At 67.7% G+C, this 25,702-nt stretch carries 23 protein-coding genes; 17 read left to right on the top strand and 6 right to left on the bottom strand.

Annotation, left to right across the window (positions count from 1 at the left end; translation table 11 throughout):
- Positions 1 to 45: 45 nt before the first annotated feature.
- From Cte04_RS15195 to Cte04_RS15170, 6 genes are all read left to right on the top strand, one after another.
- Positions 46 to 1,227 carry an acetyl-CoA C-acyltransferase gene (locus tag Cte04_RS15195; protein WP_066479826.1) on the top strand — a complete coding sequence of 394 codons (1,182 nt, stop codon included), beginning with the start codon at positions 46 to 48 and terminating at the stop codon, positions 1,225 to 1,227.
- A gap of 95 nt (positions 1,228 to 1,322) precedes the next feature.
- Positions 1,323 to 2,444, top strand: a complete 1,122-nt coding sequence (locus tag Cte04_RS15190) for a hypothetical protein (protein WP_066479824.1) — start codon at positions 1,323 to 1,325, stop codon at positions 2,442 to 2,444.
- On the top strand, positions 2,441 to 3,061 hold the full coding sequence (locus Cte04_RS15185) for an MSMEG_1061 family FMN-dependent PPOX-type flavoprotein (RefSeq protein WP_066479815.1): 621 nt from the start codon (positions 2,441 to 2,443) through the stop codon (positions 3,059 to 3,061). Before Cte04_RS15190 ends, Cte04_RS15185 begins: the two co-directional genes overlap by 4 nt.
- 85 nt (positions 3,062 to 3,146) lie before the next feature.
- The gene (locus Cte04_RS15180; protein WP_066479811.1) at positions 3,147 to 3,821 is read left to right on the top strand and encodes an SDR family oxidoreductase; all 675 of its coding nucleotides are present in this window, start codon (positions 3,147 to 3,149) and stop codon (positions 3,819 to 3,821) included.
- A 67-nt stretch (positions 3,822 to 3,888) separates the two neighbouring features.
- Positions 3,889 to 5,019, top strand: a complete 1,131-nt coding sequence (locus tag Cte04_RS15175; RefSeq protein ID WP_066479809.1) for an acyl-CoA dehydrogenase family protein — start codon at positions 3,889 to 3,891, stop codon at positions 5,017 to 5,019.
- Between the two features lie 186 nt (positions 5,020 to 5,205).
- Positions 5,206 to 5,997: an alpha/beta fold hydrolase gene (locus Cte04_RS15170; RefSeq protein ID WP_066479806.1), complete on the top strand. Its 792-nt coding sequence runs from the start codon at positions 5,206 to 5,208 to the stop codon at positions 5,995 to 5,997.
- 38 nt (positions 5,998 to 6,035) lie between these two features.
- On the opposite strand, the gene Cte04_RS15165 is transcribed toward Cte04_RS15170, so the two are convergent.
- Positions 6,036 to 6,524 (bottom strand): DUF421 domain-containing protein, encoded by a 489-nt coding sequence (locus Cte04_RS15165; RefSeq protein ID WP_066479805.1) that lies wholly within the window; start codon positions 6,522 to 6,524, stop codon positions 6,036 to 6,038.
- A 224-nt stretch (positions 6,525 to 6,748) separates the two neighbouring features.
- On the opposite strand from Cte04_RS15165, the gene Cte04_RS15160 reads away from it, so the two are divergent.
- Complete coding sequence (locus Cte04_RS15160; protein WP_066479798.1) at positions 6,749 to 7,162, top strand: YchJ family protein; 414 nt, start codon at positions 6,749 to 6,751, stop codon at positions 7,160 to 7,162.
- A complete protein-coding gene (locus tag Cte04_RS15155; protein ID WP_066479796.1) occupies positions 7,146 to 8,999 on the top strand; it encodes an ATP-binding protein in 1,854 nt (617 codons plus the stop codon). Before Cte04_RS15160 ends, Cte04_RS15155 begins: the two co-directional genes overlap by 17 nt.
- On the opposite strand, the gene Cte04_RS15150 is transcribed toward Cte04_RS15155, so the two are convergent.
- Positions 8,984 to 9,685, bottom strand: a complete 702-nt coding sequence (locus tag Cte04_RS15150) for a LuxR C-terminal-related transcriptional regulator (RefSeq protein WP_066479794.1) — start codon at positions 9,683 to 9,685, stop codon at positions 8,984 to 8,986. The genes Cte04_RS15155 and Cte04_RS15150 overlap by 16 nt on opposite strands.
- 170 nt (positions 9,686 to 9,855) lie before the next feature.
- Here Cte04_RS15150 and Cte04_RS15145 point away from each other — a divergent pair, with 170 nt between their 5' ends.
- Both Cte04_RS15145 and Cte04_RS15140 read left to right on the top strand, forming a co-directional pair.
- The gene (locus Cte04_RS15145; RefSeq protein ID WP_066479782.1) at positions 9,856 to 10,932 is read left to right on the top strand and encodes a hypothetical protein; all 1,077 of its coding nucleotides are present in this window, start codon (positions 9,856 to 9,858) and stop codon (positions 10,930 to 10,932) included.
- A 107-nt stretch (positions 10,933 to 11,039) separates the two neighbouring features.
- Positions 11,040 to 11,726, top strand: a complete 687-nt coding sequence (locus tag Cte04_RS15140; RefSeq protein WP_066479780.1) for an HAD family hydrolase — start codon at positions 11,040 to 11,042, stop codon at positions 11,724 to 11,726.
- On the opposite strand, the gene Cte04_RS15135 is transcribed toward Cte04_RS15140, so the two are convergent.
- The 3 genes from Cte04_RS15135 to Cte04_RS15125 form a co-directional block, all read right to left on the bottom strand.
- Positions 11,723 to 12,424, bottom strand: a complete 702-nt coding sequence (locus Cte04_RS15135; protein ID WP_066479779.1) for a DUF4336 domain-containing protein — start codon at positions 12,422 to 12,424, stop codon at positions 11,723 to 11,725. The two genes, Cte04_RS15140 and Cte04_RS15135, sit on opposite strands and share 4 nt — an antisense overlap.
- Positions 12,425 to 12,450: 26 nt before the next feature.
- Positions 12,451 to 13,143, bottom strand: coding sequence for a glutathione S-transferase family protein (locus Cte04_RS15130; protein WP_066479773.1), 693 nt, complete (start codon positions 13,141 to 13,143; stop codon positions 12,451 to 12,453).
- Between the two features lie 75 nt (positions 13,144 to 13,218).
- On the bottom strand, positions 13,219 to 14,301 hold the full coding sequence (locus Cte04_RS15125) for an AraC family transcriptional regulator (RefSeq protein ID WP_066479769.1): 1,083 nt from the start codon (positions 14,299 to 14,301) through the stop codon (positions 13,219 to 13,221).
- 123 nt (positions 14,302 to 14,424) lie between these two features.
- Here Cte04_RS15125 and Cte04_RS15120 point away from each other — a divergent pair, with 123 nt between their 5' ends.
- Positions 14,425 to 16,146: an AMP-binding protein gene (locus Cte04_RS15120; protein ID WP_066479767.1), complete on the top strand. Its 1,722-nt coding sequence runs from the start codon at positions 14,425 to 14,427 to the stop codon at positions 16,144 to 16,146.
- Positions 16,147 to 16,279: 133 nt separating this feature from the next.
- On the opposite strand, the gene Cte04_RS15115 is transcribed toward Cte04_RS15120, so the two are convergent.
- Positions 16,280 to 18,010, bottom strand: coding sequence for a Na+/H+ antiporter (locus tag Cte04_RS15115; protein WP_066479765.1), 1,731 nt, complete (start codon positions 18,008 to 18,010; stop codon positions 16,280 to 16,282).
- A 210-nt stretch (positions 18,011 to 18,220) separates the two neighbouring features.
- Between Cte04_RS15115 and Cte04_RS15110 the strand changes: the two genes are divergently transcribed.
- From Cte04_RS15110 to Cte04_RS15085, 6 genes are all read left to right on the top strand, one after another.
- A complete protein-coding gene (locus Cte04_RS15110) occupies positions 18,221 to 19,828 on the top strand; it encodes a carboxyl transferase domain-containing protein (protein WP_066479763.1) in 1,608 nt (535 codons plus the stop codon).
- Between the two features lie 23 nt (positions 19,829 to 19,851).
- Positions 19,852 to 20,643 carry an enoyl-CoA hydratase/isomerase family protein gene (locus Cte04_RS15105; RefSeq protein ID WP_066479761.1) on the top strand — a complete coding sequence of 264 codons (792 nt, stop codon included), beginning with the start codon at positions 19,852 to 19,854 and terminating at the stop codon, positions 20,641 to 20,643.
- 28 nt (positions 20,644 to 20,671) lie between these two features.
- On the top strand, positions 20,672 to 21,415 hold the full coding sequence (locus Cte04_RS15100; protein WP_066479754.1) for a DUF4126 domain-containing protein: 744 nt from the start codon (positions 20,672 to 20,674) through the stop codon (positions 21,413 to 21,415).
- Positions 21,416 to 21,476: 61 nt separating this feature from the next.
- Positions 21,477 to 23,504 (top strand): acetyl/propionyl/methylcrotonyl-CoA carboxylase subunit alpha, encoded by a 2,028-nt coding sequence (locus tag Cte04_RS15095; RefSeq protein ID WP_066479745.1) that lies wholly within the window; start codon positions 21,477 to 21,479, stop codon positions 23,502 to 23,504.
- A 176-nt stretch (positions 23,505 to 23,680) separates the two neighbouring features.
- Complete coding sequence (locus Cte04_RS15090; protein WP_066479742.1) at positions 23,681 to 24,604, top strand: 2-hydroxyacid dehydrogenase; 924 nt, start codon at positions 23,681 to 23,683, stop codon at positions 24,602 to 24,604.
- A gap of 161 nt (positions 24,605 to 24,765) precedes the next feature.
- Positions 24,766 to 25,686 carry a hydroxymethylglutaryl-CoA lyase gene (locus Cte04_RS15085; RefSeq protein ID WP_066479740.1) on the top strand — a complete coding sequence of 307 codons (921 nt, stop codon included), beginning with the start codon at positions 24,766 to 24,768 and terminating at the stop codon, positions 25,684 to 25,686.
- The last annotated feature ends 16 nt before the right edge of the window (positions 25,687 to 25,702 follow it).

Below are 25,702 nucleotides of genomic sequence, written 5' to 3'. Positions count from 1 at the left end.
GTGGCCCCTTCCTCTTTCCCATTCCATTGAACAAGGAGACTCACCATGCAAGACCCCATCGTCATCGTCAGCGCCGCCCGCACGCCCATGGGGGCGTTCCAGGGCGATTTCGCCGATCTGGCCGCCCATGACCTGGGCGGCGCAGCCATCAAGGCGGCCGTGGAGCGTGCCGGGATTGCGCCCGAGAAAGTGGACGAGGTGCTGTTCGGCAACTGCCTGATGGCCGGCCAGGGCCAGGCGCCCGCACGCCAGGCAGGCTTCAAGGGCGGGCTGCCGCGCAGCACGGGCGCCGTGACCCTGTCCAAGATGTGCGGCGCCGGCATGGAGGCCACCATCCTGGCCCACGACCAGCTCGTGGCCGGCAGCCGCGACGTGATGGTGGCCGGCGGCATGGAAAGCATGACCAATGCACCCTATCTGCTCAAGAAGGGCCGCGGCGGCTACCGCATGGGCCATGACCGGATCTTCGACCACATGATGCTCGACGGCCTGGAGGACGCCTACGAGCCCGGCCGCTCCATGGGAACCTTCGGCGAGGACTGCGCCGCCAAGTACGAATTCACGCGCGAGGCGCAGGATGCATTCGCCATCGCCAGCGTGCAGCGCGCACAGGAGGCCACGCGCTCGGGCGCCTTCAAGGCCGAGATCACGCCCGTCACCGTGTCCACGCGCAAGGGCGATGTGACCATTGCCGAGGACGAAGGCCCGCTCAAGGCCAGGCTCGACAAGATCTCCAGCCTGCGCCCCGCCTTCAAGAAGGACGGCACCATCACTGCCGCCTCCAGCTCCAGCATCAACGACGGCGCCGCGGCCATGGTGCTGATGCGCGAATCCACGGCCAGGGAACTCGGCTGCAGGCCGCTGGCGCGCATCGTGGCCCATGCCACCCATGCCCAGGAGCCCGAATGGTTCACCACCGCGCCCGTGGGCGCCACCCAGAAGGCGCTCAAGAAGGCCGGCTGGAAGGTGGAGGACGTGGATCTCTGGGAAGTCAACGAAGCCTTTGCCGTCGTGCCCATGGCGCTGATGAAGGAGCTGAACGTGCCGCATGACAAGGTCAACGTCAACGGCGGCGCCTGCGCGTTGGGCCACCCTATCGGCGCCAGCGGTGCGCGCATTCTGGTCACGCTGATCCATGCGCTGCAGGCCCGCGGCAAGAAAAAAGGCCTGGCCACGCTGTGCATCGGTGGCGGCGAGGGCACGGCCATGGCGGTCGAGCTGGTCTGACGCAAGGCGCATGGCGAGGCTTCATTTACAGTCGGCCCATGTGCCATCGGCCGCAGCCCCTCGGGGGCCCGCGGCTTCTTCACGGGGTCTACCGCATGCATGAAGATACTCACCACGACGATCAGCCGCCCGCCGCGGCAAGGCTGGGGGCCGGGCAGATCGCCGCTTTCTGGAGAGATTTTTCCGCCGGGCTGAGCGCGCTGGAAGCGCTGGACGGCCAGGAGTTCGTGGAGCGCGCCAACGAGCTGCTGCAGCGCCATGCGCCCGGCCTGGCGCTGGAGCTCGAAGGCCGGCCTGCAGAGGCCGGCGCGCGGCTGGTCGTCACGGCGCACGGCAACATCGAGCAGTTCGAGAACGTGCAGGCGCTGGTGCGCGAGGCGCCGCGCTGTCCGCCCTATGCGGTGCAGGCATTCCGCAGCCGCATGGCCCCGGGGCCCCAAGGCAGCGACTTCGCCATGCACATGCAGGGCTTCGAGCTGTCGTGCGCCGAGGTACTGGTCGCGCACTACGATGCGGGCGGCATCGTCGGGCTGGAGCTGGCGTTCGCCAAGCCCATCCCCCAGGACATGGCCGAGCATGCGCGGCACATGGCCTTCATCATGCTCGACCATGTGCTGGGCGAATGGGACTTTTCCGTGCGCGTGGGGCCTGTCGATTTCGTGGACGCATCCGCGGATGCCAGGGGCGGTGCACAGCCGCTGTCGGCGTTCCCGCCCGTCTTCGACGCCTTCCAGCGCGAAGTGCTGGGGCGCAGCTATGCCTATCCGCAGGAGGACGAGGACCGCTGGATCTCGCTCGAAGTCCGTGCCCGGGATGCGGGCGACGACGAGCCGCCCGATCTGCTGTCGTTTCACGACGGCGCCAATGCCCTGGCCACGCGGGCCGACCTGTCGCATTTCCTGACCTGGACCTTTCCGGTCTCCAGCCAGCAGGAGCTTGACAGCGCACGCGATGCGCAGGATGCGCTGGAGGCACAGCTGTTGAGCCAGCAGGGCGGCATCCTGGCGTTCTCGCGCATGGAGCGCATGCAGTCGCGCGTGGCGGCCTTCTATGTGGCGGATCCGGCCGACGCCGTGCAGCGGGCCGAGCGCATCGCCGCCCGGCATGCGCCGGGCCTGGAGGCCGAGCTGCGGGTGGTATTCGATCCGGCCTGGCATGAATACCTGGGCCTGTACAGCGCGATCCACCGCAACCGCCACGCCAAGGAGGCCGCATGATCACTTCCGAAGAACAGCTGCGCCAGCTGTATGCCGCGCCCGCCGAGCGCGCGCTGCTCAAGCAGCAGCTGGAGCTGGACCGCTACTGCCTGCGCTTCATCGCGCTGTCGCCGCTGGTGGTCATGGCCACGGGCGGGGCCGAGGATGCGCTGCTCGATGCCTCGCCGCGCGGCGGCAAGCCGGGCTTCGTCAAGGCGCCCGACGCGAACACGCTGCTGATTCCCGACGCCGGCGGCAACAACCGGCTCGACAGCCTGAGCAATCTGCTGCGCGATCCGCGCATCGGCCTGCTGTTCTTCATTCCGGGCTTCGACGAGACGCTGCGCGTCAACGGCAGGGCGCAGCTGCGCGACGAGGCGCATTACACGGCACTGTTCGCGACCGAGCATTTCCGGCCCAGGCTGGTCGTGGAAGTACAGGTGCAGGAAGCCTATCTGCATTGCGCCAAGGCCCTGATGCGTTCCCGGTTCTGGGAGGCCGACGCCCGGGTGCCGCGCAATGTCATGCCCACGCTCAACCAGATGATCCAGTCGCAGATGGGCATTGCCACGCCGCCCGAGCCCCAGGAGCTGATGGTGGCCCGCTACAGCGCCCTGATCGCCGCGGAGCAAGGCTAAGAAAATGATAGCTGCTGACGCCGGTACGCACGGAAATTGAAGGGAAAACCATCTTGAAACCATTGAAGGACAGGCGCAGCAAGCTATGGGTTTGATATTGATACTGGGTGCCTCGCGCGGCCTGGGCCGGGCTCTGGCCACGGCTTATGTGGAGCAGGGCCATCGCGTGATCGCCACCGTGCGCCGCGCCGAGGACATGGCGGCCCTCCAGGCGCTGGGCGCCGAAGTGCTGCAGGTCGACCTGGCCGATCCCGCCAGTGTCAGCGGCTTGGCCTGGCAGCTCGATGGCGCCAGCATCGACCTCGCCCTGTACGTGGCCGGCGTCTGGGACGGCCATGGCGCCGGCGTGCCGCCCACGCAGCAGCAGTTCGACCAGGTCATGCACAGCAATGTGCTGGGCTTCATGCAGGCGCTGCCGCAGATTGCGCCCATGGTGCAGGAGGCCGAAGGCGTGATCGCGGCCTTTTCCAGCTCCATGTCGCTGCTGTCCGAGGCCGCGCCCGATGCCTGGCTGTACCGCGTGAGCAAGGCCGCGCTCAACATGGCCGTGGCCTCGGCCGGTGCCCAGTGGCCCGGCGTCACGCTGCTGGCGCTGGATCCGGGCTGGGTGCAGACCGAGATGGGCGGACCGGCCGCGCCGCTGTCGCTGCAGGACAGCGTGCAGGGCCTGATGCAGGCGCTGGCCGGCGTCACGCCGGACGACGGCGGCTGCCTGCTGCGCCACGACGGGCACCGGCTGCGGCTGGCAGCCGCCGGATAGCAACGGCGACAGGAAAAACATGGGCCGGCCTGTGCACCGACCCCTACCGGAACAAGAGGAGACAGACATGCTTTTGACGCAGGACCAGCAGATGATCCGCGACGCGGTGCGCGAGTTCGTGGCCGCCGAGATCACGCCCCATGCCGCGCGCTGGGACAAGGAACATCACTTCCCGAAGAACGTGCACCAGGGACTGGCGACCCTGGGCTGCTATGGCATTTGCGTGCCCGAGGAGCTGGGCGGCGCCGGGCTCGACTACCTGAGCCTGGCCCTGGTGCTGGAAGAGATCGCGGCCGGCGATGGCGGCACCAGCACCGTGATCAGCGTGACCAACTGCCCGGTCAACGCCATTCTGATGCGCTACGGCAGCCTGCAGCAACAGCAGCAGTGGCTGGCACCGCTGGCGCGCGGCCAGATGCTGGGCGCTTTCTGCCTGACCGAGCCCCATGTGGGCTCGGACGCCAGCGCGCTGCGCACCACGGCCGTGCGCGAGGGCGACAGCTATGTGATCAACGGTGTCAAGCAGTTCATCACCAGCGGCAAGAACGGCGACGTGGCCATCGTCATCGCCGTCACCGACAAGGCCGCGGGCAAGAAGGGCATGAGCGCCTTTCTGGTGCCCACTTCCCAACCTGGCTACCACGTGGCCCGGCTCGAGGACAAGCTGGGCCAGCACAGCTCGGACACGGCGCAGATCCATTTCGACAACTGCCGCATCCCGGCCGCCAACCGGATCGGCGCCGAAGGCGAGGGCTACAAGATCGCGCTGTCGGCGCTGGAGGGCGGGCGCATCGGCATCGCCGCGCAAAGCGTGGGCATGGCGCGTGCCGCCTTCGAATGCGCGCTGCAGTACAGCAAGGAGCGCGAGAGCTTCGGCCAGCCCATCTTCAACCACCAGGCCGTGGGCTTTCGGCTGGCCGACTGCGCCACGCAGATCGAGGCCGCACGCCAGCTGATCTGGCATGCGGCCAGCCTGCGCGACGCAGGCCTGCCCTGCCTCAAGGAGGCCGCCATGGCCAAGCTGTTCGCCAGCGAGATGGCCGAGCGCGTGTGCAGCATGGCCATCCAGACGCTGGGCGGCTACGGCGTGGTCAGCGACTTTCCCGTCGAGCGCATCTACCGCGACGTGCGCGTGTGCCAGATCTACGAAGGCACCAGCGACGTGCAGAAGATCATCATCCAGAGGGCTCTCGCCTGAGGGCAAAACCCCGGGCTGTCAAGCAAACGGGCGCACAGACTGTGGCGTCCTAGGGGGCTTGCCGGTTGCCGCTGTCACGCGCACTGCCTAGGATGGGGTGAACGGGACGGCGATCCCGGCAGGTTGCAACCAGGAACTTGCGCGGTCTGCGCATGTTCTGCCATCACTTTGCGAAGGAGCCCCTCTATGCCTTTTGCCCCGGTCAATGGCCAGAACCTCTACTACGAAGACACGGGCGGGCGCGGCCCGGTCCTCGTGTTCTCGCACGGCCTGCTCATGGACCACACCATGTTCGAGCCCCAGGTGCAGGCCTTGCAGGACCGCTTCCGCTGCATTTCCTGGGATGAGCGCGGCCATGGCAAGACGGCGGACCCCGAGCACTGCGCGCCGTTCTCGTACTACGACTCGGCCGACGACCTCGCGGCCCTGCTCAGATACCTGGGCGTGGACAAGGCGGTGCTGGTCGGCATGTCGCAAGGCGGCTATCTGTCATTGCGCTGCGCGCTGATCCATCCCGAGGTGGTCGGAGCGCTGGTGCTGATCGACACCCAGGCCATGCTGGAGGACCCCGAGCAGATGCCGCACCACGAGGCCCTGCTGCGCGCCTGGATGGAGCATGGCCTGTCGGACGACATGGCGGCTACCGTGGAGCACACCATCCTGGGCCACGGCTGGCCCGGCGCCGCGCGGTGGCGCGCCAAGTGGAAGCAGGCCACGCCAGTCAACCTGGGCCAGAGCTTCGCCACGCTGGCGCTGCGCGACGACATCAGCCCGCGGCTGGCGGAAATCAAGGTACCGGCCCTGGTGATCCATGGCGACCAGGACATCGCCATCGTCCCCGAGCGCGCACGCGCCATGTTCAAGGCGCTACCCCATGCGCAATGGGTGGGCGTGCCCGGCGCCGGCCATGCCTCCAACCTCACGCATCCCGGTCCGGTGAATGCCGCGATCGAGGCCTTTCTGGCCGGCCTGCACTAGTCCGTCCGCCGCGCACCGGGCTGTGCGCGGCGCCTCGCTCATACGCCGTCCTGGTCCTGGTTGCGCTTGCGCAGCACCACGGTGATCTGGCCATTGGTCTCGATGGTGGCGCGCTCCACGTCATGGGTGTGGAGGCAGCCGTTGGCGCGCAGTATGGCGGACAGGTCGTCGCTGGTGATCTTCTCGTCCGCCAGCAGATCCTGGTGCACCTGGCCCTGGTGGATCAGGACCTTGGGCCTGCCGTCGACCAGATGGCGCAGCCAGGGGTAGTAATAGGTGAGCCGCGCAATCGCCACATGGCAGAAGATCAGCGTGCCGGCGCTGATCAGGCCGCCGACGAGCGAGTTGTCCCCGGCGTTCATGGAGTTCTGCACGGCGTTGGACAGGATCAGCAGCAGCACCAGATCGAACGGCGCGTACTGGCCCGTCTGGCGCCGGCCGGTCAGCCGCAGGAAGACCAGCAGAAACAGGTAGACCACGATGGAGCGCAGCACCAGCTCCCACCAGGGCACGGACATATCGAACATGAAGACTCTCCTGAACGGAACCCGGCACTGTGCCGCGCAGCCTGCATTCCTGCAGGAAGCGGTAGCCGGCATCAGGGCAGCATGCAAGCAAAAATAGCCTGCAGCGCAGGATGGTACTGCGCAGGCAGCTATGAATAAAGGAGAATGATTGCCGAACCCACCTCCGGTTGTGCTGCCCCTGCATCCTGTGCACGGCAGGCCACCGGCAACGGACAATCCATCTGATGAGCCCTACCGATACCATGGCCGCCTGCCCCTGCGGGCGGCTCGATGCCCGGCGCCGGCCGCTGCGCTACGACCACTGCTGCGGCCGCTACATCGACCATTGGGAAGAGCGGCCGGCGCCCGATGCGCAGGCGCTCATGCGTTCGCGCTACACGGCCTTCGTGCGCGAGAACGCTGCCTATCTGCTGGCCACCTGGCATGCCAGCCAGCGGCCGCCGGCGCTGGACTTCGAGCCGGCGGCCAGATGGCTGGGCCTGGAGGTCAAGGCCTTCGAGCCCACGGGCGACGACACGGCCGAAGTGGAGTTCGTCGCCCGCTACCGGCTGGCCGGCCGGGAGGTGCGCCTGCATGAGCGCAGCCGGTTCGTGCGCGAGAACGGGCGCTGGTACTACGTGGATGGCGACCAGTTCTGAGCGCGACCCGGCGGGCGTGGCGGATGCGCCCGGCCTGCAGGCCGTGGACCTGAGGGCAAGGCTGCGCCTGCTGCAATCGCTGACTTCGCGCGGTTCGTCGGAAGCCGCAGCGCTGCTGATCCCGCTGGCCATTCTGTGGATGGCTTCGCGCAATGCGCCGGCGCTGGCGATCTCGCTGCTGACCTGGTGGGGCATGATGGCCTGCATGGCCCTGGGGCTGATGAGCCTGCGCATGCGGCTGCACAGGCAGTGGCGCGAATTCGAGGCCGGCACGCAGGAAGTCGATGCGCCCACGCTGATGCGCTGGGAGCGCCAGCTTGCGCTGACCGGATTGGCCAACGGCCTGATGTGGTCGGCGGCCATTGCGTTTACCTGGTCTTCGGGCAACGGCGAGCTGCGCTTGTTCGTCTATCTGGCGCTGGTCGGCGTGCTGGCGTCGGGCACCACCTTCCTGGCTCCGGTGCCCGTGGTGTTCTGGTGCTTTTTTGCCGGCATCTACGCGCCCATGCTGCTGGCCGCACCCTGGTATTTTCCCAGCAAGGCCCGCTATCTGCTGCCGTTGCTGCTGCTGTTCGGCGCGACGATTGCCCGCCATGCCTGGGGCGCACGGCATTTCGTGCGCCAGCAGCTGGCCCATGAGCGCGAGCGGCAGGCCCTGGCCGACAGCTACCAGGCGGCCAGGATCGAGGCCGAGCATGCCCTGGCGGAAAAGAACTGGTTTCTCTCGGCCGCCAGCCACGATCTGCGCCAGCCGCTGCATGCCCTGGGCCTGATGCTGGAGGCCACGCGCCAGCGCAACCGCGATGCCGAGGTGGCCTCCCTGCTCGATGAGGTGCAGGACTGCGCGCGCGACCTGGGCACCATGTTCAACGACCTGCTGGACCTGTCGCGGCTCGAAGGCCATGCGCTGGTGCAGCATCCCCAGGCCGTGGCGGTGGCCGGGGTGTTCGAAGAGGCGCGCCGCGTGTTCGCCCATGATGCCTCCCAGCGCGGGCTGAAGCTGTCCATCTTCATGCCGCGGCGGCATGCCGCCGTGCTGCATGCGGACCCGGCATTGCTGCGGCAGATGGTGTTCAACCTGCTGCAGAACGCCCTGCGCTATACGGCCAGCGGCGGCGTGCTGCTGGGCTGCCGCCGCCGGCAGGGGCGCTGGCTGCTGCAGGTCTGGGATACCGGCGCCGGCATTGCGCCCGAGGACCAGGCCCGCATCTTTGCGCGCCATTACCGTACGCAGCACAGCCAGGCCCGGGAGATGGCCGATGCGCAGCCGCCCAGCTTGCGCGGACGCGGGCTGGGCCTGTCCGTGGTGGCGCTGGCCGCCCGGCACATGGGGGTGGACTATGGCGTGCGGTCGCGGCTCGGGCATGGTTCCTGCTTCTGGCTGCACTGGCCGGCGCAGCCAGAAACGAGGGACGCCGAAGTGGCCGCATCCCTCGCTGCCGGTCCGCCGAACAGGCTGCTGCCGCAGCTGCAGGGGCGCTGCCTGGTGCTGGACGACGAGGCACTGGTCGGTCAGGCCATGGAGCGCATCCTCCAGGCCTGGGGCGTGGAGGTGAGCTGGGTGCGGACCGCCCGGCAGGCGGCCGCGGTGCTGGCCGACGGCTGGAGACCGGATTTCGTGCTGTGCGACCAGCAACTCGAAAACGGCGAACAGGGCTTCGATGTGCTGCAGCAATTGCTGCAGCACCTGCCGCAGGCCAGCGGCGCGCTCATGAGCGGTGATCTGGCCGCGCTGGAGCAGGCGCAGGAACAAGGCTATCTGGTGTTGCCCAAGCCCCTGCAGCCGCAGGAGCTGCATGCAGTGCTGGCGCACTGCCTGGCTCAGCCCAGGGCCTGATCGCCGTCCAGTACCACGCCGCGCAGCTTGGTGAACAGCTCCACGCGGTTGGCGGCGCCTACCCGCTGGAGCACGGCGGTCACATGCTCCTTGACCGTGTGTTCCGACAGGCTCAAGACCTGTGCGATGGCCCGGTTGGGCTTGCCGCGCAGCACCAGGGCCAGCACCTGGGCCTGGCGGGCGGTCATGCCCAGCTCCCGGGCCGTCATGTGCAAGGGCCGGATGCCGTCGGGCAGCGGCTGCAAGGGCGGCGGAGCGGCCTCGAACCACTGGCCGCCGGCCAGCAGGGTCTGTGCGGCGGCCAGGAAATCCTCCGCGGGCCGGGCCTTGGCCACAAAGCCGTGGGCACCGGCCGCGCGGGCCTTGCTGGCAATCGCCGGATGCCTGTCCCCGCTGGTCATCAGGATGCGGGTGGCCGGTGCCAGGCTCAGCATGTCCCTGATGAAGGGGGTGGAGCCGCCTTCCTCGAGCCAGAAGTCGACCACCGTCAGCAGCGGCGGCCCTTCGCTGGCCATCAGCGCCAGCGCCTGGCTGCCGTTTTCGGCCACCAGCACACGCGTGAAATCGGGCAGCTGCAGCAGCATGTGCCTGGCGCCCTGGGCGACGAGCGGGTGGTCGTCGATCACCAGCGCATAGGCCTGCCGGGGCGCCTCGGCAAAGGCCGTTGGAGAAAGCGTCTCGAGCATGTCTTGCGCGCTATCGGAAAGACCGCGCCGATGCGGCCCTCTGTAAGCGGTAACAAATACCCCCCTCAGGTGGGGTAACGCAGGCGTGGCCGGCTTCCGACAATGGCAGCACCGCAACCGGAGCCCCGTGTCCGGCCTTGCATTCTGAAATACGCATGAGGAGAGCATAAATGACATCCACCCAACTGACCCGTAGGAGCGCAGCGCTGCTGATGCTTGCCAGCCTGGCAGCCTGCGGAGGTGGCGGCGGCGATGGCGGATCTGCCGGCGGCGGTTCGGGCGGCGGCTCCGAAGGCGGCTCCGGCGGGAACGGCACAGGCCCTGGCGGTGGCGAAACGGGCGGCGGTTCCTCCGGCCCCGTGACCGGCTCCTACAGCCTGAGGACCGCAGCCACCGGCCACGACCAGATGCTGAGCGACGCCAACACCATGGGGGCCCAGGGCTTTGTGCTCGTGAGCGCGCTGGCCACGCAGATGACCGCGACGTCCCCCGGGGTGATCGGCGACTTCTATGTCAGCGACACCGCCCATTCTGGCCACAAGTTCGCCTATCTGCTGCAGCCCCAGCCCGGCAACCTCACCGAATTCCTGGCGCAGCTCAACCAGCAGGGCGGCAACGGCTACATGTTCAAGTCGGGCTCGGTGTTCGGCAATGTCTCGGACATCCGCAACGTCTATGTGAAGGACACCAGCCGCAGCGACCAGTTCAGCTACGAGGCCTCCACCACGATACCCCAGACGCCGCAGGCCATGGCCGACGAGATCAACCGCCAGGGCGCCCGGGGCCTGCGCTATCTGGGGCAATACAGCATCGGCACGGCCCTCATCTTCAGCCTCTACGTCAAGCGCAACGACAGCGTCACCTACCAGTACACGCTGGAAAACCAGAGCCATCCGATGGGGCCGGCCGACAGGGCCGCTTTGCAGAGCCAGCTGGCCGCCAAGGGGGCGCAGGGCCTGTTCTTCCGCGGCACCGAAGTCTTCGGCCAGTCCGCCAACCCTGCCCAGCAGGAGTATGCGGACGTTTACGAGAAAAGCTCCGCCCAGAACGGCACCATCGAGTATCTGGTGGAAGCCGCCTCCACCGGCGACAGCCTGGACGACATCCTCAAGAGCATGAACGGCAATGCCGCCAACGGCTTTTTCTGGCTGTCCCAGACCATGACGAGCGATATGAAAATGAGCACCGTCTCGGTCAAGAACGGTGGCTCGCTGCTCCATCCGCTGGCCGGAGTGTCCTTCCCCTGAGCCTGAAAAGCGGCCGAAGCGCATAATCCGGCTCTTCCTTTCTTGTGACCAAAGGCGCCGCTGGGCGCCTTTCTGCATCGCCCCGGGCCGATGCGGGTAGAGCTTTCATGACTGCTTTTGACGCTGTGCTTTTCGACTGTGATGGCGTGCTGGTAGACAGCGAATCCATCACCAACCGCGTGCTGTGCACCATGCTCAACGAAGCCGGCTGGGCCATCAGCCAGGGCGATTGCACGCGCGACTTCATCGGCAAGACCGTGCGCAGCCAGGCTGCTGTCATCGAGGCCCATACCGGCAAGCCTTTGACCGATGCCTGGATGGCCGAGTTCTACGAGAGGCGCAACGCGGCGCTGCGCGCCGAGCTGGTCGCTATCGCCGGTGCGCTGGAGGCCGTCCGGCAAATCCATGCGCTGTGCAGCGGCCGCATTGCCTGCGCCTCGGGGGCGGACCGGGCGAAGGTGGAAATGCAGCTGGCCAAGGTCGGCATGGCGCCGTATTTCGACAGCCGCGTCTTCAGCGGGCACGAATTGCCGCGCAGCAAGCCCTTCCCGGACGTTTATCTGGCTGCGGCCCAGGCATTGGGCGTGGCGCCCGGGCGCTGCCTGGTGGTCGAGGATACGGTGACCGGCGTGCAGGCCGGCGTGGCGGCCGGCGCCACGGTCTGGGGCTATTTCCCTGCGGACCAGGGCCATGCCTCCGCGGAGCAGCTGCTGGAGGCCGGGGCCAGCTGCGTGTTCGGCCACATGGGGGAACTGCCCGCCATGTTTGAAGTGGTGCAGCGCACAGCGGCTTAATCGGCAGTCCAGATCGAAAAGGCCTCGGCCACGCGCTCAAAGGCCCTGTCCTCGAGCACGCTGTTGTGCAGCAGCACGATGCGTGCTATGGGCCACTGCAGCGCGGCCAGCGCGCAGCGTTTGGCTGCGGATGGGTCCCTGACCAGCAGGCGCACGGTGCGCGGCACCGTCAGCCGTTCATGGCCGCCGGTCAGCCCCAGGTACAGGCGCACGCCCAGGCTCAGCGGGCCCTTCCAGCATTGCAGGATGTCGGTGGCGATCAGCGTGCCTGAAGCATGGTGGAACCACAGGCTTTCCTGCAGCAGCGGGATGCCGTCGAACCGCAGATGGCCGAGTTCGCCGCCCCAGGGCAGGGCGGCATCGTCGGATTCCAGCACCTGCAGATTCCGGAGATCGGGCCGCTTGCGCTTCAGACCGGCCGGACCGTAGAGCCGGGCCTCGGGGTACAGCGCTGCCAGGTCCGCTGCAAACAGATGGTGCATGGTGCTGGGCGCCACGATCGACCGCAGCGGACCCAGGCCGTCGAGGAACTGCTTTTGCGCGGGCGCGAGCGGTACGGCCGAATGGGCGAACAGGCTGCCGTCGCGCAGCCGTGCCACGGTCATGCGCGTGCTGACCTGCAGGCCGGCGTTGCGGAACCCGTAGTTCAGGCTCCACAGGTCCGGTGCAATGGCTTGCCAGGAGGTGTGCTGGGACATGTCGGTGCAGGAAAGTTCGGCCCAGTCTAACCAAACGGCCGCAGCAGGGGCGATGGCCGGCTGTCCACGCCTTGTCGCCTGGCGGCTGCCTGCTCGGCCTGCAAGGCGCGCCGGAATGCCGGCCTGACCTGCAGCTGCTTCCAGTAGCCTTGCGTGCCCGGGCCCCATTGGGCGGCCAGGCCCAGGAAGTCGGCCAGCATCAGCGCATAGCCCACGGCGATGTCGGCCGCAGTGAAGCGGCCCGCGCACAGGTGGCCGGGATCGGCGCAGGCCTGGGGTTGCTGCAGCGCCGCTTCCACCGAACGCAGCCGGGCCAGGAACCAGCGGGCATAGTCCTGGGCCACGTCGGCGTGGCGCCGCTCGGGTGGCTCGAAATGCGCATAACGCAGCACCAGCGTCTGCGGAAAGGTCAGCGTGGCATCGCTCATGTGCAGCCAGTTCAGATAGGCCGCAAAGTCCGGTTCCGAAACATCGACGCCGAGCCGGGCCTGCGGGTGCAGGGCGGCCAGATATTCGCAGATGGCGGCGGATTCGGTCAGGCGCGAGCTGCCATGGACGAGCAGCGGCACCGTGCCCAGCGGGTTGATCTCCAGATAGCTGCGCTGCAGGGCCCGGGGCGGAAACGGCAGCATGTGCAGCTCGTACGCCAGGCCAAGCTCTTCCAGCATCCAGAGCGCGCGGAACGAGCGGGCGCTGACGCAGTGATACAGATGATGCATGTTTCCAGTCTATGCAGCCGGGCCGGCCCGGAGGTGACAGCCTGGGTGCGGATCGTGCCAAGCGCTGGATGCGCCCTAGGGCTGCTGCGCCGGCTGGCGCGCCGACTTGCGGAATTCCGAGGGCGAGAGCCCGGTCCAGAGCCGGAAGGCCCGGATGAAGCTCTTGTCGTTGAGAAAGCCGCAGGCCTGGGCGATGCGCTTGATGGGCCGGCTGGTGCGCAGCAGCAGCGCAATCGCGCGCTCGCGGCGGATCTCGTCCTTGAGCGCCTGCAGCGAGGCGCCTTCCTCCTTGAGCTGGCGGTGCAGGCTGCGCTGAGACAGATGCAGCTGGCGCGACAGCGTCTCGGCCGTCTGCTGGCCCTCGGTGCCGGCCGCCAGCAGTTGGCGCACGCGCTGCACCAGCGTGCGCTCGCGCCGGTAGGGGCGCACCTGCAGTGGCAGGGCCCGCTGCAGCATGCGCTGCAGCGCGGCCTCGTCGCGGGTCAGCGGCGCCTGCAGCTGCCGGGCATCGAACCGCAGGCAGGCGGTGTCGGCATCGAAGCAGATCTCCCCGGGCGGGAACAGCACCTCGTACACATCGGCATGCGCGGGCCGCGCATAGGGAAAGCAGGCCTGGCGGATGGCGATGGGGTCGTTGATGAGCCAGCTGGCAAAGCCATGGGCGTTGCGCAGCACCGAGACCAGGCAGAACTCGCGCATGCCGTCCGGTATGCCCGCATCCTGCAAGGCCAGCGTGGCCACGCCGTCGTGCTCGCTCAGCGTCAGGCGGATACTGGCCGTAAGCAGGCCGTGGTGGCGGCACCAGCGCTCCAGCGCCAGCCCCAGATGGGGCGAGCTGATGCTGGCGCGCGCCAGCATGCCGTAGCTGCCCCAGGGCAGGCGCCGCTCGAACCAGCCCAGGGATTCGTCGTCGAGTTCGCGCATGGCCGCATCCGACAGGGCCTCCATCTGCAGGGCCGTGATGCGCTGGGCCGCGTCATAGATCAGATCTGGCGGAATTTGTGCCTTCTGCAGCGCAGCTTCGACGTTCATGCCGCGCTGCGCATAGGCCTGCACAATGGCCTGGACAAATGCCATGGGCGTCAATGCAGGATGGGAGGAGCCCATGGCGCTGGCAACATGGGGCAGCGGCGTTTTGACCAGTGAGGGTGTGGACATGTGGCAATTATTGCAACCTATGTGACGCCATCTGGACAGGGCTAGCCCTTATGCTGGACCGGATCAAAGATAGTGGGGGTGCCGCGCATGCCGGCGCGCGCCCGAAGACACAGGAGACAAGCCATGCCATCGCAGACAGATTTGCTCACCTTGAGCTACTCCCGGGGGCGCACCGATGTGCCGCTGATCGAGCAGACCATAGGCGACTTCTTTGCCGACATGGCAGCGCGCCAGCCCGGGCGCGATGCCCTGGTCAGCCGCCACCAGGGCCTGCGCTACACCTATGCGCAGCTGCATGCGGCTGCCCGCCAGCTGGCCAGCGCACTGCTGGGCCTGGGCCTGGAAAAAGGCGACCGCGTGGGCATCTGGTCGCACAACAATGCCGAGTGGGTTCTGATGCAGCTGGCCACGGCCCAGGTGGGCCTGATCCTGGTCAACATCAACCCGGCCTACCGCACCTCCGAGGTCGAATACGCGCTCAACAAGGTGGGCTGCAAGGCGCTGGTGACCATGCCCCGCTTCAAGACCAGCGACTATCTGGGCATGCTGCGCGAGCTGGCGCCCGAGCTGGCCCAGTGCGCGCCGGGCCGCTTGCAGGCCGCGCGCCTGCCGGCGCTGCGCAACGTGGTGTGGATCGATGCGATCCAGGACCAGGGCGAGGAACAGCCGGGGATGCTCCGCTTTTCGCAGCTGATGGCGCAGGGTACTCCAGCGGATGCGCGCATCGATGCCATTGCTGCCACGCTGCGCAACACCGATCCCATCAACATCCAGTTCACCAGCGGCACCACGGGCTTTCCCAAGGGCGCGACGCTGACCCACCGCAACATCCTCAACAACGGCTTCTTCATCGGCGAGTGCATGCGCCTCACGCCCGCGGACCGGCTGTGCATTCCCGTGCCGCTGTACCACTGCTTCGGCATGGTGCTGGGCAACCTGGCCTGTTTCACGCACGGCTCGGCCATCGTCTATCCGAACGACGGCTTCGACCCGGTCACGGTGCTGGAGACCGTGCAGGCCGAGAAATGCACGGGCCTGCATGGCGTGCCCACCATGTTCATTGCCGAACTCGACCATCCGCGCTTTGCCGAGTTCGACCTGTCCACGCTGCGCACCGGCATCATGGCCGGCTCGCCCTGCCCCATCGAAGTGATGAAGCGTGTGGTGCGCGACATGCACCTGTCCGAGATCACCATTGCCTACGGCATGACCGAGACCAGCCCCGTGAGCTGCCAGAGCGAGGCCGACACGCCCCTGGAGCGGCGCGTCTCCACCGTGGGCCGGGTGCAGCCGCACCTGGAGGTGAAGATCGTCGACCCGGCCACGGGCGAGACCGTGGCGCCCGGCGTTTCGGGCGAGCTGTGCACGCGCGGCTATTCGGTCATGCACGGCTACTGGGACGACGAGGCCAAGACCCGCGAAGCCATCGACGCCGAGCACTGGATGCACACGGGCGACCTGGCGACCATGGACGCCGAGGGCTATGTGAACATCGTGGGCCGCATCAAGGACATGGTGATCCGCGGCGGCGAGAACATCTATCCGCGCGAGATCGAGGAATTCCTCTACCGCCATCCCAAGGTACAGGACGTGCAGGTGGTGGGCGTGCCCGACGTGCGCTACGGCGAGGAGCTGTGCGCCTGGATCATCGCCAAGCCCGGCCAGAACCTGAGCGAGGACGAGGTGCGCGACTTCTGCAAGGGCCAGATCGCCCACTACAAGGTGCCGCGCTACATCCGCTTCGTGCAGGCCTTCCCCATGACGGTGACGGGCAAGATCCAGAAGTTCAAGATCCGCGACGAAATGATCGAGCTGCTTGATCTGCGCGTGGCGAAAACCGCCTGAAAAAATGGACTCCCCTCTGTGCCGCTGCGCGGCGGGCCCTGGAACAATGAAACAAGGGGACGACGCCTTGGCTGGGGCGGCCCATGTCGAAGGGCGGCTCTTGCTCGGCGTCTTGGTCCTGGATTCGGCCGGCCTAGTGGTGGCCGCCGCTGTCCTTGCCCGGCAGCCCGGCGGCGCGCAGCGCCACGGCCAGGCGCTTGCGCATGGCGATTTCCTGCATGTCCAGCTCGCTGACCAGGCTGCGCAGCGATTCGTCGTTGATGCGGTGGGCCTGCCGCTCCTGGTAGTAGAAGTCCCGCTCGGCATGGATGCACTCCAGCCGGGTCTCGATCTCCAGCACATAGCGCAGCTTGCGCTGGCGCACCACCTCGGCCGTTTCGCGCTGGGCCTCGATGCTCGATACCGTGCCGCTGCCGTCGTCCAGCATCTGGATGCGGTTGCGGTACTCCTGGGTCAGGTGGCCGTTGACCTCCTGGCGCATGGCAATCCACTCGGGGTCGCGGTGCTGCAGCTCCTCCTCGGTGAGCGTGAGCCGGGACATGGCGGCCATGCAGGCCTGTTCGCGGGCCAGGCGCTCCTCGCGCAGCGTGGGCGACTCCTCGGTGGGCGGCAGGTGGCGCAGGATGATGGGCAGGCTGACCGAGCCCAGGATCAGCGTGAACAGAATGGTGCCCGTCGCCAGGAAAACCAGCATGTCGCGTGCCGGAAACGGCTGGCCGTTGTTGAGCACCATGGGAACGGACAGCGCACCGGCCAGCGTGACCGCGCCGCGGATGCCGGCCATGGTGGTGGCCAGGTTCAGCAGCGGCGAAGGGCGTTCGGCCATCTTGCCCTGGTGGTGGGCGCGCATCAGGCTGCCATGCACGCCGAGCGTCAGCCAGATCCAGCGCAGCAGCAGCAGGCCGAAGGAGATGGCGGCCACGTAGCCAACCAGAATCCACCAGTCGTGGCCGGCCTGGTGCAGCGGCACGCCGATGATGGACGGCAGCTGCAGTCCCAGCAGCAGGAAGATGGCGCCGTTGAAGGCGGCTTCCACCATGCTCCAGGTACCGGCCGTCTGCAGCCGTTCGCTGATGTAGCTGCTGCGCTCCAGGTCGCCGAAATTGGTGGCGATGCCCGCGGCCACGGCCGACAGAATGCCCGAGACGCCGATCTTCTCGCCCACGATATAGGCGGCAAACGGCAGCAGCACCAGCAGCAGCACCATCTGCGTGGCAGCCACATCGCCCAGGCGGCGGGTGATCGTGCCGCGCGCGTAGCTGAAGCCCCAGCCGATCAGCGCGCCGATACCCAGGCCGCCCACGGCCATCCAGGTGAATTCCTTGGCCACTTCGGTCCAGGAGAACAGGCCGGTCAGCGTGGCGGCAATGCCGAACTTGAGCGCCACCAGGCCCGATGCGTCGTTGAGCAGCGATTCGCCCTCGAGGATGTGCATGGTCTTCTCGGGCATGCCCAGGTTGCGCGTGATGGCCGAGACGGCCACGGCATCGGTGGGCGAGACCACGGCCGCCAGCGCAAAGGCCACGGTCAGCGGGATCTCGGGAATCATCCAGTGGATCAGATAGCCCAGGCCCAGCACCGTGAACAGCACCAGGCCCAGGGCCAGCAGCAAAATGGGCTTGGCCAGGGCAAAGAATTCACGCTTGGGTATGCGCCAGCCGTCGGCGAACAGCAGCGGCGGGATGAACAGCAGCAGGAACAGCTCGGGGTCGAAGGCGATATGCAATCCGGCCTGGGGCCAGGCGATCAGCGCGCCCAGCGCGATCTGTATCAGGGGCAGGGGAATGGCGCGTACATAGCGGGCCACAATGCCTGTCAGCGCTCCCAGCAGCAGGACAAGCAGGACGGTTTCAACAGCGTGCATGCGGCATTGTCTTCAACAGCCGTTGCCGCACCATGTCAGACGGCGCCAAAAACCAAGTCCCCATATCAGTTATCAGCTACTAACCCCCAAAAGCCGGCTTGCTGCAAGCGAGAGACACCGAGGAAGGGCCGCCCCGCAGCAAAGGCCGTCGTCCCCCTTGGGGGAAGACGCGAAGCGGCTCAGGGGGTATTCATTTTTTAGAGGCAAGCAATGAGCATTCTGGAGACACAACTGAATCCGCGTTCGGCGGACTTCCTGGCCAACGCCGCGGCCATGCAGGCGCTGGTCGACGACCTGCGCGCGCGCTGCGACGAGATGGCGCTGGGCGGCAGCGAATCGGCGCGCGCCAAGCATGTGGCGCGCGGCAAGCTGCTGCCGCGCGAGCGCGTGCAGCGCCTGCTTGACCCGGGCACGCCCTTCCTGGAGCTGTCGCCGCTGGCCGCCTACAACATGTACGGCAACGACGCCCCGGGCGCCGGCGTGATCGCGGGCATCGGCCGGGTCAGCGGCGTGGACTGCATGATCGTGTGCAACGATGCCACGGTGAAGGGCGGCACCTATTACCCGATGACGGTGAAAAAGCATCTGCGCGCCCAGGAGATCGCCGCGCAGAACCGCCTGCCGTGCATCTACCTCGTGGACTCCGGCGGCGCCAACCTGCCCAACCAGGACGAGGTCTTCCCGGACCGCGAGCACTTCGGCCGCATCTTCTACAACCAGGCCAACATGAGCGCCCAGGGCATTGCCCAGATCGCCGTGGTCATGGGCTCGTGCACGGCCGGCGGCGCCTATGTGCCGGCCATGAGCGACGAGTCCATCATCGTCAGGAACCAGGGCACCATCTTCCTGGGCGGCCCGCCGCTGGTCAAGGCCGCCACGGGCGAGGTGGTGAGCGCCGAGGATCTGGGCGGCGGCGACGTGCACACGCGCCTGTCGGGCGTGGCCGACCACCTGGCCGAGAACGATCTGCATGCGATCGCGCTGGCCCGCCAATCGGTGGCCAACCTGAACCGCAGCAAGGCGAGGAACGAGGCCGATGCTGCGCCGCAAGATCCTCTTTTCGATAGCCGCGAGCTGTATGGCGTGATTCCCGTGGACACGCGCAAGCCCTTCGACGTGCGCGAAATCATCGCGCGCATCGTGGACGGCAGCCGCTTCGACGAATTCAAGGCCCGCTTCGGCAGCACCCTGGTCTGCGGCTTTGCGCGCATCGAGGGCATGCAGGTCGGCATCATCGCCAACAACGGCATCCTGTTTTCCGAATCGGCCGTCAAGGGCGCGCACTTCATCGAGCTGTGCTGCCAGCGCAAGGTGCCGCTGGTGTTCCTGCAGAACATCACGGGCTTCATGGTGGGACGCAAATACGAGAACGAAGGCATCGCCCGCCATGGCGCCAAGCTGGTCACGGCCGTGGCCACCGCGAGCGTTCCGAAGTTCACCATCATCATCGGCGGCAGCTTCGGTGCCGGCAACTACGGCATGTGCGGCCGTGCGTACTCGCCGCGTTTCCTCTGGATGTGGCCCAACGCGCGCATCTCCGTGATGGGCGGCGAGCAGGCGGCCAGCGTGCTGGCCACCGTCAAGCGCGACGGCATCGAGGCCCGGGGCGGCCAGTGGTCGGCGGCGGAAGAGGAGGCCTTCAAGGCGCCGATCCGCCAGCAGTACGAGGACCAGGGCCATCCCTATTACGCCACGGCCCGGCTGTGGGACGATGGCGTCATCGACCCGGCCGACACGCGCCGCGTGCTGGCGCTGGGCCTGTCCGCATCACGCAATGCACCGATCGAGGACACGCGTTTCGGCGTGTTCCGCATGTAAGGCAACACACAGGGAGAGCAGCAATGACGAATTTCACGGCCCTGACTTTGAAGGTGGATGGCGGCGTGGCCCGCATCACGCTGACGCAGCCCGAGATCCGCAATGCCTTCAGCGACGAGGTGATCGCCGAGATCACGGCGGCCTTTGCCGCGGCCGGCGAGCGGCCCGATGTGCGTGCCGTGGTGCTGGCGGCCGAAGGGCCGGCCTTCTGCGCGGGCGCCAACCTCAACTGGATGCGCCGCATGGCCGAGTATTCGCGCGACGAGAACCGCGACGATGCCGGCCTGCTGGCCGAGATGCTGCGCACCATCTACGAGTGCCCCAAGCCCACCATCGCACGCGTGCAGGGCGATGTCTATGCGGGCGGCATGGGTCTGGTGGCCTGCTGCGACATGGCCGTGGCGGCCGATACCGCGGGCTTTTGCCTGTCGGAGGTGAAGATCGGCCTGATCCCCGCCACCATCAGCCCCTATGTGATCCGCGCCATGGGTCCGCGTGCCTCGCACCGCTACTTCCTGACGGGCGAGCGCTTCTCGGCGGCAGAGGCCCATCGCACGGGCTTGGTGCATGAGGTGGTGGAAGCCGGCCAGCTCGACGCGGTGGTGGACGGCTGGCTCAAGAACCTGCTCGCTGCCGGACCCGAGGCCGTGCGTGCCTGCAAGCGCCTGGTGATCGATGTGGCCGAGCGCGAGATCAACGAGCAGCTGATCGCCGCGACGGTGGAAGGCATTGCCGACATCCGCGCCAGCAGCGAAGGCAAGGAAGGCGTGCAGGCCTTCCTGAACAAGCGCAAGCCGAATTGGCTGCCGGGCTGAAACCCCGCATCCAAGGAGCTGAACCACCATGGACTTCTGGCAAGCCTTCATCCGCTGGCTGCATACCATCGGCCTGCACGTGGACCCGGATACGGCCCGGTCCGTAGGCCAGGCGGCGGACAGCCTGGGCGACGCCGCCGGCAGGCTGGGGCATGCGGCGGGCCAGATGGACATGGGCGCCCTGCTGGCGTTGGCGGCGGCCCTGGGCTGGGCCAGCGGCCTGCGCCTGTATGCCGTGGTGTTCGTGGTCGGCATGCTGGGCCTCGCCGGCGTCATGCCCTTGCCGGGCAGCCTGCATGTGCTCGCGCACCCGCTGGTGCTGGTCGTCAGCGGCGGCCTGCTGTTCGTGGAGTTCTTCGCGGACAAGATTCCCGTGGTGGATTCGGTGTGGGACCTGTTCCAGAGCGTGCTGCGCATTCCCGCGGGCGCAGCGCTGGCGGCGGCCGTCTTCGGGGCCGACAACAGCACCATGGCCCTGGCCGCGGCCCTGATGGGCGGCACGCTGGCCGCCACCAGCCAGGCGGCCAAGACCACGACGCGCGCGCTCATCAACACCTCGCCCGAGCCGTTCTCGAATGTGGGCGCCAGCCTGGCCGAGGACACGGTCTCGCTGGGCGCCATCTGGCTGGCGCTGACCAATCCGCTGGTGTTCGCGGCCGCGCTGCTCGTGGTGGTGCTGGCGATGTGGCTGGTGATCTGGGCGCTGTGGCGCTTTCTCAAGGCCGCGCTGCGCCGGCTGCGCGGTGGCATGGGTTCATTGCAAAAAACATAGCTGCCAGCGCTTTGTGCACATGCACTGGCAGGCTGAAAGAATCGAAATTCCTGGAGACGATATGTTCAAGAAAATCCTGATCGCAAACCGCGGTGAAATCGCCTGCCGCGTGGCCGCGACGGCGCGCCGCATGGGCGTGAAGACCGTGGCCGTTTACTCGGATGCCGATGCCCGGGCCAAGCATGTGGCGGCCTGCGACGAGGCCGTGCATATCGGCGGGAGCGCGCCCAAGGACAGCTATCTGCGCTGGGAGCGCATCCTGGAGGCGGCCCGGGCCACGGGCGCCGAGGCCATCCACCCGGGCTACGGCTTCCTGTCGGAGAACGAGGATTTCGCCCATGCCTGCGCCGAGGCCGGCCTGGTCTTCATCGGCCCGCCCGCCTCGGCCATCCGCGCCATGGGCCTGAAGGCCGAGTCCAAGCAGCTCATGGAAAAGGCCGGCGTGCCCCTGGTGCCCGGCTACCACGGTGCCGACCAGAATCCTGCGCTGCTGCAGCGCGAGGCCGACCGCATCGGCTACCCGGTGCTCATCAAGGCCAGCGCAGGCGGCGGCGGCAAGGGCATGCGCCTGGTGGAAAAGAGCGAGGACTTCGCCGCCGCGCTGGAGTCGTGCAAGCGCGAGGCCATCAACAGCTTCGGCAACGATGCGGTGCTGATCGAAAAATACGTGCTGCGCCCGCGCCACATCGAGATCCAGGTGTTCGGCGACACGCAGGGCAACGTGGTCTACCTGTTCGAGCGCGACTGCTCGGTGCAGCGCCGCCACCAGAAGGTGCTGGAGGAAGCGCCCGCGCCCGGCATGACGCCCCTGCTGCGCCAGAAGATGGGCGAGGCGGCCGTGGCCGCGGCCCAGGCCGTGGGCTATGTGGGCGCGGGCACGGTGGAATTCATCGTCGAGCAGCCCGGCGGCTACGACCAGCCCGAGGCCATGAAGTTCTACTTCATGGAAATGAACACCCGCCTGCAGGTGGAGCACCCGGTGACCGAGGCCATCACGGGCGAGGACCTGGTGCAGTGGCAACTGCTGGTGGCCAGCGGCCAGCCTTTGCCAAAGCAGCAGTCCGAACTCCGGATTCAGGGCCATGCCATAGAAGCACGCATCTGCGCCGAGAACCCCGAGAACAACTTCCTGCCCGCCACCGGCATGCTGGCCGTGTACCGCAAGCCGCAATGCGCGAGCTTCGAGATCGGCACCGTGCGCGTGGACGACGGCGTGCGCGAGGGCGACGCGATCAGCCCGTTCTACGACTCCATGATCGCCAAGCTCATCGTGCGTGGCGACGACCGCGCCCAGGCGCTGGCGCGGCTGGACGCGGCGCTGGCCCAGACCCATATCGTGGGCCTGGCCACCAATGTGCAGTTCCTGCGCCAGGTGGTGAAGAGCCAGGCCTTTTCCAATGCCTTGCTCGACACCGCACTGATCGAGCGCGAGCGCGATGCGCTGTTCGGGCGGGACACGGTGGGCCGCGATGTGGCCGTGGCCGCCGCCCTGGCCCATGGCCTGCAGCAGGAACTGGCGCAGCAGGGCGCCGACCCCTTCAGCCGCCGCGACGGCTGGCGCGTGGCCGGCCGCTATGTGCGCAGCTACGCCTGGACCTACCGCGGCGAGGACTTGAGCGCCATCCTGGCCTACGGCCGCGCGGGCGATGCGGACGAACTGGTGATCGGCGAAGGCGCGGCGCGCAGCCAGATCGCGCTGCAGTGGCGGGCCCTGCCCGACGGCCGGCTGGAGCTGAATCTGGACGGCCGCCGCACCGTGGCCGTGGTGCATGCCCAGGGCCATGTGCTGTCGGTCTTCACCGAGGCGGGCAGCGCCCAGATCACCGAGGTGGACCAGCTGGCCCATGCGGGCGACACCGGCCATGAGGGCGGCCGCCTGACGGCGCCCATGCCGGGCAAGGTGGTGTCGTTTGCCGTCAAGGCCGGCGACGCCGTGAGCAAGGGCCAGCCCCTGGCCGTGATGGAAGCCATGAAGATGGAGCACACGATTGCCGCGCCTGGCGACGGCGTGGTGCTGGAGCTGCTCTACGGCCCCGGCGACCAGGTGGCCGAGGGCGCCGAGCTGCTGCGCATCGAGGTGGCCGCGTAAAACAGTTATCCAGAAAAGGAGCAGCTTGCGCTGGCAGCTGGCCGGTTCTGGCATGAATGTGTGCCGGGATCATTGCCTGTAAAGCGCTGGCAGCTTCATTTTCGATAGTGCTGCAGTGCCGATTGCATCGGCCGCGGCGCGGCGGCAATCCACGGGACGCTTTTAAACTCGGCCTTATGAAAATCACTTTTTGCTGTGACGACACATGGCCAGACCCCTGGCTCAAAGGCTTGCGCGAAACCCTGCCCGGTGCCGAGGTAAGCATCTGGGAACCCGGTGCGCCCCAGGCGGACTACGCCCTGGTGTGGGCGCCGCCCCAGCAGTTCATCGACGAGCAGGCGGCCGGGCTCAAGGCCATGTTCAACATCGGTGCGGGCGTGGACGCGCTGCTGCCGCTGACGATTCCCGCCGCGCTGCCGGTCTACCGGCTCGAGGATGCCGGCATGTCCGTGCAGATGGCCGAGTATGTATGCCAGGCCGTGATCCGCTTCTTTCGCGGGCTGGATGCCTACGAGGCCGACATGGCCCGGGGCGTGTGGCAGCACCAGCGCAATCCCCGGCGCGCCGAGTATCCGGTGGGCGTCATGGGCCTGGGCAAGATGGGCGCGCGCGTGGCGCAGGCGCTCACGGTGTTCGACTACACGGTCAACGGCTGGAGCCGCTCGCCGCGCGAACTGGACGGCGTGACTTGCTTTAGCGGCATGGAGCAGCTCGACGACTTCCTGGCGTCCACGCGCATTCTCGTGAACCTGCTGCCCCTGCATGCCGAGACCGAGAACATCATCAACGCGCGCACGCTGGGCCTGCTGCAGTCGGGCGCCTATGTGATCAACGTGGGGCGCGGCGGCCATGTGGTGGATGCCGATCTCATCGCCCAGATCGAATCCGGCCATGTGAGCGGCGCCATGCTGGACGTGTTCCGCGAGGAGCCGCTGCCGGCCGGGCATCCGTTCTGGACGCAGGAAAAAATCATCCTCACGCCCCATACCTCGGCGCGGACCCTGGCCCGAGACAGCATTGCCCAGATCGTCGGCAAGGTGGCGGCGCTCAGCCGTGGCGAGTCGGTGACAGGGCGGGTGGACCTGGGGCGTGGATACTGACGGTTCCCCCTGAGCTGCCACGCGGCTTGCCCCGTTCTCTGCGGAAGGGGAGCGACGCCAACGCTGCGGGGCGGCGGGGCCGCCCAGGCCCTTGCCGGGCGTCCCCTTCTTGGGGGGTGCCTGTTCATAGGTGAGGGAATAGAAACGATAGGAGAGATGGAATGGATTACCCCGCACGCGTGAAGATCGTCGACGTGGGCCCGCGCGACGGGCTGCAGAACGAGAAGCAGCCGGTGCCGGCATCGGTCAAGATCGAACTGGTGCAGCGCCTGCAGGATGCCGGTCTCAAGGAGATCGAGGTCACCAGCTTCGTCTCGCCCAAGTGGGTGCCGCAGATGGCCGACAACGCCGAGGTCATGGCCGGCATCGCCCGCAAGAGCGGGGTGCGCTATTCGGTGCTGACGCCCAACATGAAGGGCTTCGAGGCCGCCGTGGCCGCGCCCCGCGAGTACTGGCCCGACGAGATCGTGGTCTTCGGCGCGGCCAGCGAGGCCTTCAGCCAGAGGAACATCAACTGCTCCATCGCCGAGAGCATCGAGCGCTTTGCACCCGTGGTGGAGGCCGCGCGCGCGGCCGGCATCCAGGTGCGCGGCGCCATGAGCTGCACCGTGGGCTGCCCCTACGAGGGCGAGATCGCCCCCGAGCGGGTCGACTACCTGGCCGGGCTGATGAAGGGCATCGGCGTGCAGCGCGTGGACGTGGCCGACACCATCGGCGTGGGCACACCGCTCAAGGTGCAGCGCGCCATCGAGGCCACGCTGCGCCATTTCGGCGTCGACGAGATCTCGGGGCACTTCCACGACACCTACGGCCAGGCCCTGTCCAACACGCTGGCGGCACTGCAGCTGGGCGTGTGGAACTTCCAGTCCTCGGTCGCGGGCCTGGGCGGCTGCCCGTATGCGAAGGGCGCCACCGGCAACGTGGCCACGGAGGACGTGGTCTACCTGCTGCAGGGCCTGGGCATAGACACCGGCATCCATCTGGAAAAGCTGATCGACGCGGGCCAGTACATCAGCGAGCACCTGGGCCGGCCCACGCAGTCGCGCGTGGCCAGGGCCCTGATGGCCAGGCGCGCGGGCTGATCTGCAGACCCGGCCT

It is taken from the genome of Comamonas terrae, from assembly GCF_001544075.1.
GTDB lineage: Bacteria > Pseudomonadota > Gammaproteobacteria > Burkholderiales > Burkholderiaceae_C > Comamonas > Comamonas terrae.
The sequence above is the reverse complement of the archived record's forward strand: the minus strand, read 5'-3'. Positions and strand labels throughout refer to the sequence as shown.

Coding starts and splice junctions, on each gene's coding strand:
- Cte04_RS15195 (WP_066479826.1), top strand. CDS start 46: ATGCAAGACCCCATCGTCATCGTCAGCGCCGCCCGCACGCCCATGGGG.
- Cte04_RS15190 (WP_066479824.1), top strand. CDS start 1,323: ATGCATGAAGATACTCACCACGACGATCAGCCGCCCGCCGCGGCAAGG.
- Cte04_RS15185 (WP_066479815.1), top strand. CDS start 2,441: ATGATCACTTCCGAAGAACAGCTGCGCCAGCTGTATGCCGCGCCCGCC.
- Cte04_RS15180 (WP_066479811.1), top strand. CDS start 3,147: ATGGGTTTGATATTGATACTGGGTGCCTCGCGCGGCCTGGGCCGGGCT.
- Cte04_RS15175 (WP_066479809.1), top strand. CDS start 3,889: ATGCTTTTGACGCAGGACCAGCAGATGATCCGCGACGCGGTGCGCGAG.
- Cte04_RS15170 (WP_066479806.1), top strand. CDS start 5,206: ATGCCTTTTGCCCCGGTCAATGGCCAGAACCTCTACTACGAAGACACG.
- Cte04_RS15165 (WP_066479805.1), bottom strand. CDS start 6,524: ATGTTCGATATGTCCGTGCCCTGGTGGGAGCTGGTGCTGCGCTCCATC.
- Cte04_RS15160 (WP_066479798.1), top strand. CDS start 6,749: ATGAGCCCTACCGATACCATGGCCGCCTGCCCCTGCGGGCGGCTCGAT.
- Cte04_RS15155 (WP_066479796.1), top strand. CDS start 7,146: ATGGCGACCAGTTCTGAGCGCGACCCGGCGGGCGTGGCGGATGCGCCC.
- Cte04_RS15150 (WP_066479794.1), bottom strand. CDS start 9,685: ATGCTCGAGACGCTTTCTCCAACGGCCTTTGCCGAGGCGCCCCGGCAG.
- Cte04_RS15145 (WP_066479782.1), top strand. CDS start 9,856: ATGACATCCACCCAACTGACCCGTAGGAGCGCAGCGCTGCTGATGCTT.
- Cte04_RS15140 (WP_066479780.1), top strand. CDS start 11,040: ATGACTGCTTTTGACGCTGTGCTTTTCGACTGTGATGGCGTGCTGGTA.
- Cte04_RS15135 (WP_066479779.1), bottom strand. CDS start 12,424: ATGTCCCAGCACACCTCCTGGCAAGCCATTGCACCGGACCTGTGGAGC.
- Cte04_RS15130 (WP_066479773.1), bottom strand. CDS start 13,143: ATGCATCATCTGTATCACTGCGTCAGCGCCCGCTCGTTCCGCGCGCTC.
- Cte04_RS15125 (WP_066479769.1), bottom strand. CDS start 14,301: ATGTCCACACCCTCACTGGTCAAAACGCCGCTGCCCCATGTTGCCAGC.
- Cte04_RS15120 (WP_066479767.1), top strand. CDS start 14,425: ATGCCATCGCAGACAGATTTGCTCACCTTGAGCTACTCCCGGGGGCGC.
- Cte04_RS15115 (WP_066479765.1), bottom strand. CDS start 18,010: ATGCACGCTGTTGAAACCGTCCTGCTTGTCCTGCTGCTGGGAGCGCTG.
- Cte04_RS15110 (WP_066479763.1), top strand. CDS start 18,221: ATGAGCATTCTGGAGACACAACTGAATCCGCGTTCGGCGGACTTCCTG.
- Cte04_RS15105 (WP_066479761.1), top strand. CDS start 19,852: ATGACGAATTTCACGGCCCTGACTTTGAAGGTGGATGGCGGCGTGGCC.
- Cte04_RS15100 (WP_066479754.1), top strand. CDS start 20,672: ATGGACTTCTGGCAAGCCTTCATCCGCTGGCTGCATACCATCGGCCTG.
- Cte04_RS15095 (WP_066479745.1), top strand. CDS start 21,477: ATGTTCAAGAAAATCCTGATCGCAAACCGCGGTGAAATCGCCTGCCGC.
- Cte04_RS15090 (WP_066479742.1), top strand. CDS start 23,681: ATGAAAATCACTTTTTGCTGTGACGACACATGGCCAGACCCCTGGCTC.
- Cte04_RS15085 (WP_066479740.1), top strand. CDS start 24,766: ATGGATTACCCCGCACGCGTGAAGATCGTCGACGTGGGCCCGCGCGAC.